The organism is Dyella sp. LX-66, assembly GCF_018599165.1.
GTDB classification, from domain to species: domain Bacteria; phylum Pseudomonadota; class Gammaproteobacteria; order Xanthomonadales; family Rhodanobacteraceae; genus Dyella_D; species Dyella_D marensis.
In genome coordinates this window covers 360,866-378,189 of the sequence record NZ_JAHFVJ010000004.1, presented here as the reverse complement: position 1 = coordinate 378,189, position 17,324 = coordinate 360,866, and the positions used below count along the sequence as shown (strand labels likewise).

The following is a 17,324-nucleotide window of genomic DNA, read 5'->3' as shown; positions in this document are numbered from 1 at the left end:
TCATGGCCAACGACTGCTCCCACAACGACTGCGCGCATAACGAAGACCCTCTCAAGCTGGTGCGCGAAGGCACCAGCCAGGACGAGCGCGCGCCGGCGGCGCTGTCGCCCGATGCCGCGCCGGTGGATGCGCGCACCGTCGCGCACGACATCGTGTTCGCCCAGGGCTATGCCGGGCTGCTCAACCGCTACAGCAGCGCGAATACGCCGGCCGGCGACTGGCGCGATTACTTCGGCGGCGACATGGCAGTGCCGCTGGCGGTGGCCGCGATCGAGGACGTGGACGCGTACAAGACCACCGTGCGCGAATGGTTCGACTTCCTCAACGACATGGACAACGACGGCGATGGGGAAGCGCTGAAGGATCGCCTGGGCTATCTGTTCGCCGCGCTGGGCACGCTGGCGGGCGCCTTCGACGACCTGCAGCAGAAGCTGGCCGACGACGCGCCGCTGAAGGGCACGCTCGACAACCTGATCAAGACCCAGCTCGCTCCCGCGTTCGCGCGCTTGATCGCCTACTACAAGGGCGGCGTGGCGCTGGGTGTGGTGAATGCAGTGGCGCCCGTGCCGGCACTGCGCGTGCTGCAGCACACCGCCACGGCATTCGCCGACGTGCTGTCCGCCGGGCTGTCCACGGCATGGAGCGGCGGCGCGGCCTGGGCCGGCTATGCCGGCGGTATCGCGGCGGACGACTCGGTCTACGGCGCCGGCGGCTTGCCCGATCCCTTCGTGCGCATCAATCACTGCGCCACGCACAACCTGTTCCGCTCGGTGTTCGACCTGTTTCTGAAGGTGCTGATGCGCACCGCCAGCGAGGCGAAGGCGGGACTGGCCGACGCGCTGGCGAACGTTTCCGCGCATGCGCCGCACTACGCGCTGTACCTGGCCTTCCTGCAGTTGCTCGACCATGCGCGGCAACTGGGCAACGGCCTGACCCAGCGCCACCTGGATTTCTACTACGCCACCATCCTGGGCCTGCAGCCGCGGCCGGCACAGCCGGGCCACGTGCATCTGCTGGCCGAACTGGGCAAGCAGGCGGCGCAGTTCGACTTCGCGCAGGGCACCTCGTTCAAGGCCGGCAAAGACGCGAACGGCAAGCCGGCGTTCTTCGCCAGCGTGGACGACCTGGTTGCCAACAAGGCCAGCGTCGCTTCGCTGAAGACGCTGTACCGCCACGGCGGCGAGCCGTTGTCTTCCGGCGACGACGACCAGGGCCGCCTGTTCGCCTCGCCGGTAGCCAACTCCGGCGACGGGCAGGGCGCGCCGCTGACTTCGCCGGATCTCTCCTGGCAGCCGTTCTTCAACAAGGACTACGCCGACGGCGCCTTGCAGGCGATCGACATGCCGACTGCGCAGATCGGCTTCGCCGTCGCCTCGCATCATCTGCTGCTGGCCGAAGGCACGCGCTACGTGTTCCTGCGCCTGCAGCTGCGCGACGCGCTGCCGGCGGGCTTGGACCTGTCCGACGACGTGCTGTGCCAGTTCAGCACCGCCAAGGGCTGGCTGGCGCGCGAGCCGCTGTATTTCTCGGCCAGCGGCAGCAAGACGCTCGATATGTGGGTCGCCTTGAGCGGTGCCGACGACGCCATCGTTCCGTATGCCGCGGCGACACAAGGCTACAACTTCGACACCGATCTTCCGCTGCTGCTGGTGACGCTGAAACAGGACGTGCAGCGCGACTATGCCTATGCGCAGATGCAGGGCCAGGTGCTCAACTCGGTCGAGCTGTACACCTGGGTCGGCGGCATCAAGACCGTCGCGGCCACCAGCGACACCGGGCCACTGGACCTGTCCAAGCCGTTCCAGCCGTTCGGCGCCTCGCCGGTGAAGGGCAGCAGCCTGGTGGTCGGCTGCAAGGAAATCTTCCAGAAGCACCTGGACGAACTGTGGCTGCAACTGCAGTGGCAGGTGGATCCGGCGGTGTTCTCGGTGAGCATGCCGAAGATACAGACCGATCTGCTGCAGGCCGGCAGCTGGACGTCTTCGGGCGCGGCCGCCGTCGCGCTGGGCAACGCCACGGACTACACCTACATCACGCTCGGCGATGCGGCCAACGGCACCGTGCTGGATGCACCGGACTTCGATGCCGACGAGCCCTACGCCACCCAGGCGCGCCAGGGTTTTGTGCGGCTGCGCCTGGATGGCGGCATCGGCCAGGATGCCTACCAGACGGCCTTGATCGCCTGGTTGCGCAAGGACTCCGGTGCTACCGATCCGGGCCCGCGTCCGCCGCAGGGTCCGGTGGCGGCGTCGCTGACGCTGTCGTACGAGTCGTCCACCGTGCTGGCGCTCGATACCGCCACCGAAGCTGCGTTCCAGTCGCGCGCCGGCCGCTTCTTCCATCTGGCGCCGTTCGGCAGCGCGGAGCGGCATCCGTATCTGTGCGGCGGCGGCAACGTGTCGCTGCTGCCGCAGTTCTCCTTCGTGCGCGGCAACGCCGTGCTGAGCAGCGAGGCGGAGTTCTACATCGGCATCGCCGGCCTGCTGCCGCCGCAGAACCTGGCGCTGCTGTTCCAGGTGGCGGACGGCACGGCCAATCCGCTGGCGAGCAAGCCGGTGCCGCATATCGACTGGTCGTACCTGGTGGCGGACCAGTGGGTACCGTTTCCGCAGAACGCCGTGGTCGACGCCACCGGCGGCCTGCTCAACTCCGGCATCGTCACCTTCGCCGTGCCGCGCGACGCCAGCGCCGACAACCGCCTGCTGCCGGCCGGCCAGTACTGGATCCGCGCCGCCGTGCACGAGGCCAGCGACGCGGTCTGCCGCCTGAAGCTGGTGGCGGCGCAGGCGCTGGAGGCGGTGTTCGCCGACCAGGGCAATGCGCCGGATTTCTCCGCCGCGCCGCTGCCGCCGGGCACGGTGGCGCAGCTGGCCGCGCCGGATGCGGCGGTGAAGAGCATCAGCCAGCCGTATCCGTCCTTCGGCGGGCGCGGCGCCGAGCGCATGGCCGATTTCTACCGGCGCATCAGCGAACGCCTGCGCCATAAGGATCGTGCCATCGATGTGTGGGATTACGAACGCCTGGTGCTGGAAGCCTTCCCGCAGATCTACAAGGTGAAGTGCCTCAACCACACGCAGTACGAGCCGGCCGACAGCCAGGGCAGCGGCCCGTGCAGCGGCGGCATCTACCGCGAGCTGGCGCCGGGCCACGTCACCCTGGTGGCCTTGCCGAACCTGCGCGGGCAGGTGCAGCGCGATCCGCTCAAGCCGTACACCAGCCTGGGCGTGCTGGCCGATATCCAGGCCTACCTCGCCGCGCGCAGCAGCGGTTTCGCCCAGCTGCACGTCAAGAACCCGCAGTTCGAGGAAGTGCGCGTGTCCTTCACCCTGAAGCTGCGCGATGGCTACGACCAGGCCTATTACACGGTGCAGCTGCAGCAGGCGATCACGCGCTTTCTCTCGCCGTGGGCCTTCGACGGCAGCGGCACGCCGTCGTTCGGCGGCAAGATCTACAAGTCCGCGCTGATCCACTTCGTGGAAACCCAGGCCTGCGTCGACTACGTCACCGACTTCCGCCTGTTCCAGGACCTGCCTTGCCAGGCGCCGGGCGGCGTGGATCTCGACGAAGCCGTCGGCTCGCGCGCCGTGTCCATCCTGGTCTCGGCGCCGGCCAGCAAGCACCAGATCACCGTCATCAAGCCCGCGCCGGACCCGGCGTTGGCGGAAAGCTGCGGGTGCGACGCATGAACAGCCTTCAGCCATTGAACGCGCAGCCGCTGGTCGCGCAGCCCGTGCTCGATCCGTCGCTGGATTACTACCAGCTGCGCCGCGAAGGCATCGGCCACGTGCAGCAGGCCGGCCACCAGCAGTGGACGGACTACAACGTCCACGATCCGGGCATCACCATCCTCGAAGCGCTGTGCTACGCCATCACCGACGTGGGCTACCGCATCGAGTGGGATATCGAGGACATCCTCTCGCCGCCTCTCCCTTCGGCCGATCCGGCGCGGCCGTATCCGGACCAGGCTTTCTTCACCGCGCGCGACGTGCTCACGGTGAACCCGGCCACGGTCAACGATTTCCGCCGCATGCTGATCGACCTGCCGGGCGTGAGCGATGCCTGGGTGCTGTGCAAGAGCTGCGCCTGCGACGTCAGCTACTGGGCGTATTGCGACCTGGCCGGCAACCTGGTGCTGCAGTACGGGCAGCCGGCGAGTCCGCCCAATCCCGCGTCCGAGACCTGGGTGCTGGGCCTGTACGAAACCCTGCTGGAGCTGGACGACGATCCGGAGCTGGGCGATCTCAACGACCGCACCGTGGTGCAGAACAGCGTGCTGCACGATGGCGATGGCGCGCATCCGATCCTGATGGAGCTGCGCTTTCCGGATATCGCGCTGCTGGAGCGCGATGCGTGGCAGCGCTTCCTTACCGACGATGCGACGTTCGCGAATCCGGAGGCCTTCGGCATCGAGCTGATCCGCCTTGGCGCCACCAAGAGCTTCAACGTATTCGACCTGCCCGAGGAAAAGCAGGACGAATACCTGCGGCAGCAATGGAACGGGGTGTTCTATCTCAGCCTGCGCATCGGCTTCACCGGTTCGCCGGACACCATCGATATCGAGAACGCCGCGCTGCGCGTATTCGCCGACGGCGCCGTGCAGGACGCGGTCAGCGCCGCGGCGTGGCGCACGCTGTTCACCGATGCCGGCCCCGCCGGCTTCGTGCTGCGCTATCGCAAGAAGGCCAAGGCCACCGCGGCTGCGGTGGCCGGCGCCAAGGCCGCGCTGCAGCAGTACCGCAACCTGGGCGAGGACTATTGCCTGATCGACCACGCCGGCGTGGAGGACGTCGCCGTCTGTGCCGACGTGGAAGTGCGGGCGGATGCCGATATCGAGCGCGTGCAGGCCGGCATCTGGTTTGCACTGGAGCAGTACATGACGCCGCCGGTGCCGTTCCGCACCCTGCAGGAGCTGCAGGCGCGCGGCGTAGCGGTGGAGGACATCTTCGACGGCCCGGCGCTGGACAACGGCTTTATCGAGGACGCGGATCTCGCCGCGGCCGAGCTGAAAGCCATGCTGCGCGCCTCCGACATGGTCCATCTGCTGATGGAGATCGACGGCGTGGTGGCGGTGAACCAGCTGCGCCTGAGCAAGTACGACGACGAAGGGCAGCTCGTGGCCGGCGCGGCGGATCCGGCCTGGATCAACGACCAGCCGGTGTACGACCCCGCCAGGACCAGCGCCGCCTGGTTGCTGGCGATCAGCCCGCGCCACCAGCCGCGCCTGTATCTGAATCAGTCGCGCTTCCTGTTCTACAAGGACGGCCTGCCGTTCCTGCCGCGCATGGACGAGGCGACCGATACGCTCAACCAGCTGCGCGGCGATGCCGACCGCCCGAAGAACCCCGGCGCGCCGAACGACCTGCCGGTGCCGGCCGGCGTGTACCGCCAGCCGGACGACTACTTCCCCGTGCAGTACAGCTTTCCGCTGGCCTACGGCATCGGCCCCGACGGCCTGCCGCCGCGCGCGCTGCCGGCACGCAAGGCGCAGGCCGGAAATCTCAAGGCCTATCTGATGGTCTTCGAGCAGTTGCTCGGCAATGCGCTGGCGCAGCTGGCGCATACGTCCGACTTGTTCTCGCTCGACCCCACCGTGGCGCGCACCTACTTCGTCAAGCCGTTCGACGCGAGCGTCATCAAGGATCTGGCGACCATCGCCGATCCGCTCAAGCTGACCCGCGCCGCGGTCGAGGCGCTGGTGGAAACGCCGGCCGAATTCCAGTCCCGCCGCAACGCCTTCCTCGACCATCTGCTGGCGCGCTTCGGCGAGCAGTTCAGCGAATACGCGCTGTTGCTGACTCAGGCCGCGGGCGATGCGGTGGCGATGCCGCGGCTGATCGACAACAAGATCGCCTTCCTGCGCCGCTATCCGGCGGTCAGCCACGACCGCGCCAAGGCCCTCAACTACCAGGACGCGCCGAATGCGCCGGGCAACGAGCCGGGCATCAAGCAGCGCATCAACCTGCTATTGGGTTACCCGGACCTGGGCTTTACGTGGACGGCCGGCACGCCCGCGGGCAGCGTCTATCCGGTCGACTACCAGTTCGCCGACGGCATCGGCAGGCCGCAGCTGCAGGGCAGCATCAGCGTGACCGCCGACAGCGCGGCCAAGGCGGGCGAGGGCGCATACCGACTGCTGCTGGACCGCATGATCCTCGACGAGGCTTATGCGGTCGCACCGGTGGCCGGCGGCCAGTTCGCGCTGGTGCTCGACGATGCCACGCCGGCCGAGATCGGCCGCAGCGCCACGCCGTTCGCCACGGCGGCGGATGCGCAGGCGCTGAAGCAGACGCTGCTGTCGTGGAGCGCGGGCGCGCGCACCCTGGTGATCGAGCACATCCTGCTGCGGCCGAAGTTCATCGGCGACGCGCTGTATCCGGCCTGCTGCGAAGACGGCTGCTCCACCTGCGGCAGCGCGGATCCGTATTCGTTCCGGCTCACCTATGTGATGCCCGGCTGGACCGTGCAGTACACCGACAACCTGGACCTGCGCCGCTACGCCGACCGCACCATCCAGCGCGAGACGCCCGCGCACCTGCTGGCCAAGATCTGCTGGGTGGGCAACGACGGCTATGTCGAAAACCCCTGCGATGGCGTGGTGGAGGACGTGGCCGACCTGCTGCAGGCGCAGGGGCTGACCGCGGAAGGCACACCGCCTTCGGGCGACGACGCCTGCGCCGACGCCCACATGATCCTGGACGAATTCAGCCAGGCGTTCGCGGCGTGGTTCGCCGACAAGAAGCTCAGCTTCCTGCGCGAGGATGCATGGGCGGCAGCGATCGAAGTGGAGTTCGCCGGCGTCGCGCAACCCGCCGACGGCGAATACAAGACGCTGTTCACCGCGGCGCTGTGGGAGCAGGTGCGTGCGCTGATGGCTGCGCGCTTCACCGAGATCGCCAGCCAGGGCTGGCAGTTCGAGCGCTTCGAAGCGGCCTGGCGCACCTGGCTGGACGCCAATGCCGCGATCGACTGGACCGGCGAACGGCTGGTCGAACGCGTCGAGGCGCTGCTCGCCGCCGGCGTGCAGAACACCAATGCCTCCGCGGCAGCGTTGTGCGACTGCGCCGGACGCATCGTCACCGACTACGGCAGCGCCTACTACGCCTGGATGCACGACAACATCGCGGCGGGCCATGCCTTCGCCGACCTGACGCCGTTCGCCGCACCCGCGACCAGCCTGTGCGCGGGCCTGAGCTTCAACCCCGATACGCAACCGAAGATCGCCGCGCTGCTGCAGGAACGCTACGCCGCCTATGCCTTGCCGTCTTACTGGCTGTGGGTGGTGACGATCCTGCTGGCCGGCCTGCGCAACACCTACCCGGGCGCCACGCTGCACGACTGCGATGAAGGCAGCGATTTCAATCCGGTGCGCCTGGACAACACCGCGCTGGGCAACTACCCGCGCAAGACCACTCTTTGACTTTGACGACGGAGATCGCTCATGGAGAGCTTGCTTGACCATTACCCGGTCTTCGAAGCGAACCAGGTATTGATGAGCCGGCATCTGAACGATGCCTTCGACTACCTCGACCAGCAGCAGCGCCAGACCCGTTCGCACCTGATCGGCATCGGCATCGCCTGCGGCCTGAAGATCCAGCTCGCCGGCAACGCCATCGCGCTGGCCAAGGGCTGCGGCGTGACTTCGCAGGGCTATCTGGTGGTGGAGCAGGAGGACGTGACGCTGACGGCGTATCGCCCTTACACGCTGCCGACCGATATCGACTACCCCACCTTCAAGAGCGACGGCGCGCCGTTCGCCCTGTGGGAGCTGTTCGAGGATGGCGTGCCCAACACCACGCCGCTGAGCAATCCTTCGGGCTTCCTCGACGACAAGGCGGTGCTGCTGTTCCTGGAGCTGAAGAAGGACGGCCTGCGCACCTGCAGCCCGAACAACTGCGACGACAAGGGCTCGCAGGTCACCGCCACGGTGCGCCGCCTGCTGATCGCGCGCAGCGACCTGGACAGCATCGTCGCCGCCGCCAATGGACTGGGCAGCGGGCTGAGCGAGGGCGATCTGGTGGCCGCGATGTCCGCGCGCCTGAACCTGCCGGACCTGCGCCTGCGCCGCTTCGACGTGCTCAATTCCAACCCGGTCAGTTCCGACGACGTCTATACCGCCTTCCTCGACATGATCCGCCAGGGCGACCTGGCCAGCGCCACCGGACAGGCGCTGAGCGATGCCTATGCGGCGTTCCGTCCATTGCTCGCCGCCGACTACCCGGCCGATCCGTTCGCGGGTTTCGCCGCGGCCTTCGGCTTTCTCGACAGCGCGCCGGCTGACACCACCCAGGTGAAGTTCCTGCAGTACTACGCCGACCTGTTCGACGACCTGCTGCGCGCCTACGACGAGTTCCGCTGGAAGGGCCTGGAGCTGATGTGCGCCTGCTGCCCGGACGACGGGCTGTTCCCGCGTCACCTTATGCTGGGCCTGCTGCATCCGGAGGCCGCGGCTAATCCGGACGGCTATCGCCAGGGCTTCCTGCCGTCGCCCGCGGTGGGCAACTGCGAGGAGGAGGGCGCGCAGCTGCGCCAGCTGTTCGCACGCATCGTGGCGATGTGCGCCGGCTTTACCGACCAGCCCCGGCTGCCGGCGGCCAATCCGTCGCTGCCGTTCGATCCGCAGATCCGCGTCACGCCCAGCCGCCGCTGCTGCGGCGGGGATGCGCTGGAAGGCATGGCGATTCCCTACTACTACGCGCAGCCGGGCAGCCAGCCGCTGTATCCGCTGTGGAGTCCCGTGCTGACGCAGCGCCGCCGCGCCAACCAGAATCTCGGCTACAACTCCGACCTCTACACGCCGGCCGCGCCGGACTTCGTCACCGACCCGCTGCGCTACGACCTGGGCTCGCACGACTTCCTGCGCATCGAAGGCCACCTGGGCAAGGACTACCAGTCGGTGCTGCGCTCGCTGCTGGGCATGAAGGCGCAGTACCGCCTGCCGATCGACGTGATCGCGCTGCGTACCGGCGCCTACGACGACAGCCAGCCGGTGGACCTGAGCCAGGATGAGGCGCGTTTCCAGGACCTCGATGCGCTCTACAGCACCTTGCGCGGCGAACTGCGCTCGCAGCTGGTCGAAGGCATCATGCAGTTCTACAACTTCCCGATTCCCGCCATCAACGGCCTGCCGCTGTCCAGCGGGGGTACGCCGCAGCTGTCGCTGCTGAAGCAGTACGCGCCGCAGTTCACCTACGGCGCCAACACCATCGGCGCCTGGTACGAGCATTACCTGACGCGCTTCGAGAACCAGGGCTATATCGACGTCGACCAGAACGCGATCAACTCCTACGCGCTGTTCTATCTGTACTGCGCGTTGTTCACCGGCGCCTTGCCGCCGGACCAGTCGGCCTATCCGCGCGTGGTGGCGATCTACTACTGCAGCAAGCTGGCCGAGGCGCTGGACCCGTCGCTGGGCGCGCTGAACTACGCCGACTTCGCCAACAAGTACCAGGACCTGATGGCGCTGATCCGCTATCTGCGCTCCGACGTGGTCTACAAGGTGCCGGCGGACCTGGCCGGCTTCGTGCCGCAGGACGAATTCGTCGACCTGTGCGAAAGCGTGCTGATGGGCTGCAAGCTCGACGCCATCAAGGCGGTGCGCGACGACTTCGACGCGCGGGTGGGTGAACTCAAGCGCCTGCAGTTCCTGTCCAGCTTCCTGCAGCGCGAGCCGGGCATCCAGCACAAGGCCGGCGTGCCGCTGGGCGGCACCTTTATCGTGGTCTACCACGGCGACGCCGCGCTCAACAGCTTCGGCGGCGGCATCGGACAGGGGCTGGGCCTGGTGCAGTTCCCGCTGGAGATGGCCAACCAGAACATGGTGAGCCAGAACTTGGTGAGCCAGAACTTGGTAAGCCAGAACTTGGTAAGCCAGGGCGCCGCGCGCGAAACGATGTCGGCGCAGCGCGCCGGCGCGCCGATGATGGCGCGTGCGATGCACATCGCCAGCAGCGGCACGGTGGGCGGCGTGAACATCGCGCCCAGCGCCGACGCCACCACCGACACCTCGCGCCTGGCGCGCGCCATCGGCAACCTCAGCGCCAACCGCAACCTGATCCAGAACGACGACCTGCACACGGTGGTGGACTGGCTGATCGGCCGCACGCCGGTGGCCACGCCGACCGGACCCACCGGCATCGGCATCATTTCCGAAGGCGATCCGGCCGCGGCCATCATCGGCCGCGCGGTGGACGAACTGCAGCCCGGCGTGGTGATCGCCGACTTCTTCCTGCCGTACCGCCTGACCGGCACCGCGCCGGGCATTCAATACGTACTGCCGAAGGTGCCGCCGACCTTCACCGTGTCGGTGGGCTGCACGGCGCCGAATGGCGGGTGCCCGATCAGCATCGATGCGCGGGGCGGCTTGCCGCCATACGACGTGCAGGCCGACGGCGGCGCCTTCCAGCCGCTGGGCGCGCCGCTGTCGCTGGGCGTGGGCAATCACAGCGTGGTGCTGCGCGACGCGGAAGGCGCGGTGACGCCGATGCAGAGCTTCGCCGTACCGCCGCCGCTGACCATCGGCGAACCCAGCTTCACCTGCGCCGGCGGCAGCTATACCGCCACCGCGTCGATCACCGGCGGTACGCCGCCGTACGAAGTGAACGGCCAGCCCGCGCCGAGCGCGATGATCGTCACCGCGCCCACGGCCAGCGGCGCCTCGGTGACGGTGTCGGTGCAGGACAGCAAGGGTTGTGCGGTGGGCGCGCAATTCACCCACGAGTGCTGCACGCTGCCGTGCGGCGGCGCATCGCTCAACCGCAACTTCCGTTTCTTCATTCCCGATCCGGATACCAATCCCGACAACGCCTACCAGGGCTTCAGCGCGGATGGCGTGGTGTTCACGGTCGAGGCGGACACCGGCAAGCCGATCGATCTGAGCGCGCAGGTGGCCAAGATCCTGGTGGCCAGCAAGGACCAGCTCAGCGGCGCGCAGTTCCAGAACACGGTGAACGGCTGGATGGCCTCGATCAACAAGCTGATCGCCAGCACCCCGGGCCTGGCCCAGCCGGGCAAGGCGCAGTGGCTGACCCTGGGCTACAAGCCGGTGTCGCCGGGGCGCGCGGGTGTGCTCACGATCGAATACTTCCAGTGCCTGAAGTTCGATATCGAGCTGACCTCGACCTGGGCCTTGCCCAATGCGAAGCAGAGCATGGCGTTCGCTTATTCGCCGAGCGGTACTTCGATCAAGGCCAGCGACAGCTCGGTGACGGTGCCGGCGTTCGACGGCACCTCGATCGACAAGTGCGCGGATGCGCCCAAGCCGGTGAACCTGTGCCCGGTGCCGCCGGCGTTCGGTATCCAGGCGCAAGGGCCGGGTTCGGGCACGGTCGGCGGCTCCTCCGAGTTCTCGGTGAACGTGTCGCCGGCGCAGGCCGGCATGAGCTACGTATGGGAAGCGCAGGGCGCGAAGCCGGCGATGGGTAGCGGTCCGAAGTTCGTCACCTCGTTCACTACCGGCGGCACGCAGCTGGTCACCGTCACCGCCTTCAATGCCAATGGCTGCTCGGTGAGCTCGACGGTCGCGGTGAAGGTCGGCGGCTCGACCAGCGGTCCGCCGATCATCGTGCCGCCGCCGGTGCTGGTGTCCAAGACGCCGGGCACCAGGAAGGCGGCGACGGTGAAGACGGCGGTGGCGAAGACCGCGCTCAAGAAGACTGCGCCCAAGACCGCGGCGGCCAAGACCATGACGGCCAAGAAGGGCAGCACCACCAAGCGTGGCGCGCCGAAGCGGCGGGGCGGTAAATGAACCCGTCCCGCCGCCATGTGATCCGCCGCGAGTGCATCGATCTGGCCGTCGAAGGCGGCGAGTCGGAAGGCCTCGCGCTGGAGGGGCGGATCGCGGCGCTGTGCGAAGGCGCGCTCACCACGGCGCTGGACGAGGCCTTCGCGCGTGCGGCGCCAGGCGAGGAGCATTGGCAGTTCGAACGGATCGAGGTGGATGCCGGCTGTTTTACGCCGGAGCACTTCGAGCGGGATTTCGTGGCGGCGGTGGCGGCGGCGGTCGAGGAGCAGGTGCGGGCGCGCAAGGCGCAGGCGGTGGCGCAGCCGGCGATCGCTGCGGAAGAGGGCGATGTGCGGTGGAGCGGCGCGCAGTCGATCCACGAAGCGTTTCTCTACTTCCTCGCCACGGGTGCGTTGCCGTGGTGGTGCCGCTTGCCCGAGGGGCGGACGCTGGAAGCGGTGGTGGGCGAGGCGTGGATCGATGCCGGGGCTCCGGCCGAAGTGGAGCATGTGGTAGAAGCGCAAGGGCAGGGTGCTCCGGCGGCGATGCCGCTGCGCGCCGCGCTGCTCAGGACGCTGGTATCGCCGGTGGCGCGGTTGCGGCTGGCGCGGCAGTTTTCGGGCGGGTTTCTCGAGCGTCTGCTGGAACGTCTGGCGCCGGCGTCGTTCGCGGTTCTGCGCGAGGTCGTGGCGTTGGTGTATCGCGCGACGCCGCTCGCCGTGCCGGACGCCGTGCCGGAACAGGCGTGGGTGGCGGCCTTTGCCGTTGTGGCCGCGCATGGCGCGATCACTCCACGGCCACTGCTCGATGCCTGGGCTGCGATCGACCCGGGCTTCATCACGCCGGCGGTCATCGATGCAGTCATCGCCTCTGCCGGAACGCATGACGGAACCTTGTCGCTCAAGCGCGATGGCGGAGATTCCACCGTCACTGGGCAGCGTGTCATGGCATCGAATAGCACCCCGACTCACCCCCATACCGAAAGCGCCGCCGGCACGACACCGTCGACGACGCAAAACAGCACTTCCGCTGCAAGCACCGCCGCATCCACCAAGCCACTCGACCTGCACGAAGGCATCTTCGTCGACTGCGCAGGCATCGTGCTGCTGCATCCCTTCCTGCCGATGCTGTTCAAGCGGCGCGGGATCGCGGTCGACGACCGCATCGTGCAGCCGGACCGCGCGCTGGCGCTGCTGCATTTCCTGGCGACGGGACAGTCGCGCGCACCGGAGCATGCACTGGTGCTGCCGAAGCTGCTGTGCGGCATGGAGCCTTCGGCGCTGGCCGGCGCGCCGGTGGAGCTGGACGAAGAGGAGCGGCGGGAAGCCGAAAGCCTGCTGCAGGCGGCCATCGATTACTGGCCGGCGCTCGGCCAGACCTCGCTGGACGGCTTTCGCGGCAACTTCCTGGTGCGTCCGGGCAAGTTGTCCAAGCGCGGCGACGACGATCTGCTGCAGGTGGAAAAACGGGCCTGGGACATCCTGCTCGGGCAACTGCCCTGGGGCATCGGCATGGTGCGCCTGCCGTGGATGCCGCGGATGTTGTGGGTGGAGTGGCCGTACTGAGGGCGGCGCTTGAGCCCCTCTCCCGTCGGGAGAGGGGTTGGGGTGAGGGTACGGGCGGAGCGGGGCGTTGCGCTCCGGCCGAACCCTCATCCGGCTGCCGCCACCTTCTCTCCCACGGGACTACCTGCGGGTCGCCGGAGGGAGAAGGGTTTCACTTCGGGGACTGAGGCTTCATGCGAGTGGGAGGAAGGTGTGGGGGCGACCAAGGCGACTGGCGAAAAAAGCTCGAGCACTGCGTCGGCCGCGCCGGCGCAGGCGTCGAAGCGTCCGTTTTTTGCGCGCGCGGGCGGCGGGGATTTCTTTCCGCCCGTGCAGGCCAAGATGACGGTCGGCGCGCCGGGCGACAAGTTCGAGCAGGAAGCCGACCGCACCGCCGACAAGGTGCTGCGCATGCCCGATCCGGCGACGGCCGGCAAGCTGCAGCGGCAGCCGGGCGACAAGGCGCAGCGCAAGCCGGGTGACAAGCTGCAGCGCCAGGCCGCCGACAAGGTGCAGCGGCGCGAGGAAGAGAAGATCCTGCGCGCGCCGGAGCAGAAAGTGCAGCGGCGCGAGGAGGAAAAGATCCTGCGTGCGCCGGCAGCCGGGATGAAGGTGCAGCGGGTCGCGGAGAAGGGCGTCCAGCGCGCCGAAGAGCCGAAGGTGCAGCGCGCCGAACAGAAACAGGTTCAGCGTGCCGAAGAGCCGAAGGTCCAGCGCGCTGAACAGAAAAAAGTTCAGCGTGCCGAAGACCCCAAGGTCCAGCGCGCCGAGCAGAAACAGGTTCAGCGTGCCGAAGACCCGAAGGTCCAGCGCGCCGAACAGAAACAAGTCCAGCGTGCCGAAGACCCCAAGGTCCAGCGCACCGAACAGAAACAGGTCCAGCGCGCCGAAGACCCCAAAGTCCAGCGCACCGAAGAGAAGGCGCTGCAGCGTTCGGAAGACCACACCCACCATCCGCACCGCGAGGAAGAAAAAATCTTCCGCGCCCCCGACGACAAGCTGCAGAAGGCCGACGCCGCCACTGGCGGCGAGCATGTGCAGCGTGCCGCCGGTGGCGGCGTGCCGGCGGTCGAGGACAACGTCCAGGCCACCATCCACCGCAAGATGACCGGCGGCCAGCCGCTGGGCAACGACGTCAAAGGCTATATGGAGCCGCGCTTCGGCGCGGACTTCGGCAATGTGCGCGTGCACCACGATGGCGAGTCGGCCGGCCTCAACAACCGGCTGGGCGCGAAAGCCTTCACTTACCAGAACCACATCTTCTTCTCGCGCGGCCAGTACCAGCCCGGCACCAGCGACGGCAAGCAGCTGCTGGCGCACGAGCTGACCCATACCATCCAGCAAGGCCATGCGGTGCAGCGCGCGCCGGCGGAGAACGCGCCCGCGGTTTCCGCCGCGCCGGCCACGCCCGCCGTACAGCGCTTCGGCATCCAGGATGCGCTGGACCGCTTCGCGGACTGGGCCTATGCGATCCCCGGCTACCGCCTGCTGACTCTGGTGATCGGTTTCAACCCGATCAACATGCGCTCGGCCGACCGCTCCGCCGCCAATATCCTGCGCGGCCTGATCGAGCTGATGCCGGGCGGTTCGCTGATCACGCAGGCGCTGGACAACCACGGTGTGATCAACAAGGCCGCCACCTGGGTCGAGGGCAAGCTCAAGCAGCTCGGCGATATCGGCGGCGGCTTGCGGCAGGCGCTGGACGACTTCCTCGATTCGCTGAGCTGGACCGACATCTTCGACCTGAGCGGCGTATGGGAGCGCGCCAAGCGCATCTTCACCGAGCCGATCGGCCGGCTGATCGACTTCGCCGTGTCGACCGCGGTGGAGCTGCTGAAGATGATCAAGGACGCGATCCTGATGCCGCTGGCCGCGATGGCCCAGGGCACGCGCGGCTACGACCTGCTGTCCGTGATGCTGGGTTCGGACCCGATCTCCGGCGAAGCGAAACCGGCGACCGCGGACAACCTGCTCGGCGGCTTCATGAAGCTGATCGGGCAAGAGGAGATCTGGGACAACATCAAGAAGGGCAATGCGATCGCGCGCGCGTTCGCCTGGTTCAACACGGCGCTGAGCGGCCTGATGGGGCTGGTGCGCTCGATTCCGGGGCGGATCGTCGAGACGCTGAGCTCGCTGACCATCACCGACGTGCTGACCGTGGTCGGCGCGTTCGGCAAGATTGCGAGCAGCTTCATCAGCATCGCGACCGATTTCATCAGCTGGGGCCTGGGCACCATCTGGGACTTGCTGAAGATCATCTTCGACGTGGTCAAGCCCGGCCTGATGGGCTACGTCATGCGGACCGGCGCGGCGCTGAAGAGCATCCTGAAGAACCCGATGCCGTTCCTGGGCAACCTGGTCAACGCGGCCAAGCTCGGCTTCTCCAATTTCGCGAACAACTTCGGCACCCATCTGAAGGGCGGGCTGATCGACTGGCTGACCGGTTCGCTGGAAGGCGTGTACATCCCCAAGGCGGCGACTTTGCTTGAGCTGGGCAAGTTCGCCATGAGCGTGCTCGGCATCACCTGGGCGCAGATCCGCGGCAAGATCGTCACGGCGCTGGGCCCCAACGGCGAGCGCATCATGCAAGGCCTGGAACTGGCCTTCGACGTGGTGAGGGCGCTGGTCAGCGGCGGCATCGCGGCGGTGTGGGAGCTGATCAAGGAGCGGCTCAACGACCTCAAGGACCAGGTGATCAACGGCATCGTGTCCTTCGTCACCACCACCATCATCACCAAGGCGATCCCCAAGCTGATCGGCATGTTCATCCCGGGCGCCGGCTTCATCCCCGCGATCATCTCCATCTACGACACGGTGATGGTGTTCGTGCAGAAGCTGACGCGGATCATCCAGGTGGTCACGGCCTTCATCGATTCCATCGTGACCATCGCGGCGGGCAATATTTCCGGTGCCGCCGCGCGCGTGGAAAGCATCCTGGCCGGACTGCTGTCGCTGTCGATCAGCTTCCTGGCCGGCTTCCTGGGCCTGAGCAGGGTCACCGACAAGATCATGGAAGTGGTGCAGCGGGTGCGCGCCAGGGTGGATGGGGCGATCGGCGCGGCGGTGGGCTGGGTCGTGGGGCGAGCTCGGGCGCTGTTCGCGCGGCTGTTCTCCGGCGAACGTCCCGACGACCGCAGCGAGGCGCAGAAGACCCAGGACAAGCGCCGGGCCATCGCCGACGCCGAGGCGCTGGTGCCGGCGGAAGGCTTCGACGAAGCGGCGACGCGCGCCCAGCTCGGCCCGATCAAGACGCGGTACCGGCTGTCCTCGCTCAACCTGGTGGTGGATTCGCAGAACGAAGAAACCGAAACGATCCACTTCACCGCCACCGCCAGCCCCGAGGAAGCCGGCACGCCGAAGACGGTGGCCAAGGCGCCGGCCGGTCCGGTCACGCCGGTGCCCGAGCACGCATGGATTCTCAACAAGGGCGCGGGCAACCGCTACGAGCAGGTGACGTCCAGCGCCAACATGCTGGTGCGCGTCGGCGGCAGGATGGTGCCGAGAACCTTCATGACGGCCGTACCCGGCGCCGGCGGCAATACGCTCGCCTATGCCGCGGAAGGCACCGGCTGGGAGCGCACCAGCTTCGCGCACCAGTCCAGGCTGGTGGCGCCGGTGGGCGGCGGCGCCTTCCGGCTGCAGCCGGCGGTGGCCGGCGCCGATATCCGGACGCGCTTCTACGAGGACTCCAGCTCCATCCACGACACCGTCAAGAACGGCCGCAAGGCCTCGCTGATGATCACCGCCACGCACTTCCTCAGCGAAGGCGATCCGGCCGGCGAGCAGCGCTTCGGCTATCGGCTCGATCCCGCCTCGGGGCTGGCGATGGTGCCGTGGACGGCGTCCTCGGCCGACCACCAGCCGCCGGTCGCCGACCACTGGACCAATGGCGGCGGCAACAACACCAACCAGAACGCGCGCAAGACGTGGACCTCCAGTCCATCGACTTACAAGATCATGTCCGGCCAGTTGAATTCGAGCCTCGGTTCGCGCGGCGAGAACTACACGCAGGACGTGGGCATCAACTTCCGCGGCCCGGGCGATCCGCCCTGACCGCCGCC

General features: G+C 67.8%; 6 protein-coding genes. 5 read left to right on the top strand and 1 reads right to left on the bottom strand.

Annotated elements, in window-relative coordinates:
• Nucleotides 1–2 precede the first annotated feature (2 nt).
• From KK141_RS10415 to KK141_RS10400, 4 genes are read left to right on the top strand one after another with little or no spacing between them, the layout of a single operon-like run.
• The gene (locus tag KK141_RS10415) at nucleotides 3–3,686 is read left to right on the top strand and encodes a baseplate J/gp47 family protein (RefSeq protein ID WP_214570463.1); all 3,684 of its coding nucleotides are present in this window, start codon (nucleotides 3–5) and stop codon (nucleotides 3,684–3,686) included.
• Nucleotides 3,683–7,417 (top strand): hypothetical protein, encoded by a 3,735-nt coding sequence (locus KK141_RS10410; protein ID WP_214570464.1) that lies wholly within the window; start codon nucleotides 3,683–3,685, stop codon nucleotides 7,415–7,417. The genes KK141_RS10415 and KK141_RS10410 overlap by 4 nt, the downstream gene beginning before the upstream one ends.
• A gap of 21 nt (nucleotides 7,418–7,438) precedes the next feature.
• The gene (locus KK141_RS10405) at nucleotides 7,439–11,743 is read left to right on the top strand and encodes a hypothetical protein (RefSeq protein ID WP_214570465.1); all 4,305 of its coding nucleotides are present in this window, start codon (nucleotides 7,439–7,441) and stop codon (nucleotides 11,741–11,743) included.
• Entirely contained in the window at nucleotides 11,740–13,284 is a 1,545-nt protein-coding gene (locus KK141_RS10400; RefSeq protein WP_214570466.1) for a contractile injection system tape measure protein, read from the top strand. Before KK141_RS10405 ends, KK141_RS10400 begins: the two co-directional genes overlap by 4 nt.
• 171 nt (nucleotides 13,285–13,455) lie before the next feature.
• Here the strand turns inward: KK141_RS10400 and KK141_RS10395 are convergent, their stop codons facing one another.
• A complete protein-coding gene (locus KK141_RS10395) occupies nucleotides 13,456–14,298 on the bottom strand; it encodes a hypothetical protein (RefSeq protein ID WP_214570467.1) in 843 nt (280 codons plus the stop codon).
• On the opposite strand from KK141_RS10395, the gene KK141_RS10390 reads away from it, so the two are divergent.
• Nucleotides 14,299–17,316: a DUF4157 domain-containing protein gene (locus KK141_RS10390; RefSeq protein WP_214570468.1), complete on the top strand. Its 3,018-nt coding sequence runs from the start codon at nucleotides 14,299–14,301 to the stop codon at nucleotides 17,314–17,316. It abuts the gene before it with no gap.
• Nucleotides 17,317–17,324 lie beyond the last annotated feature (8 nt).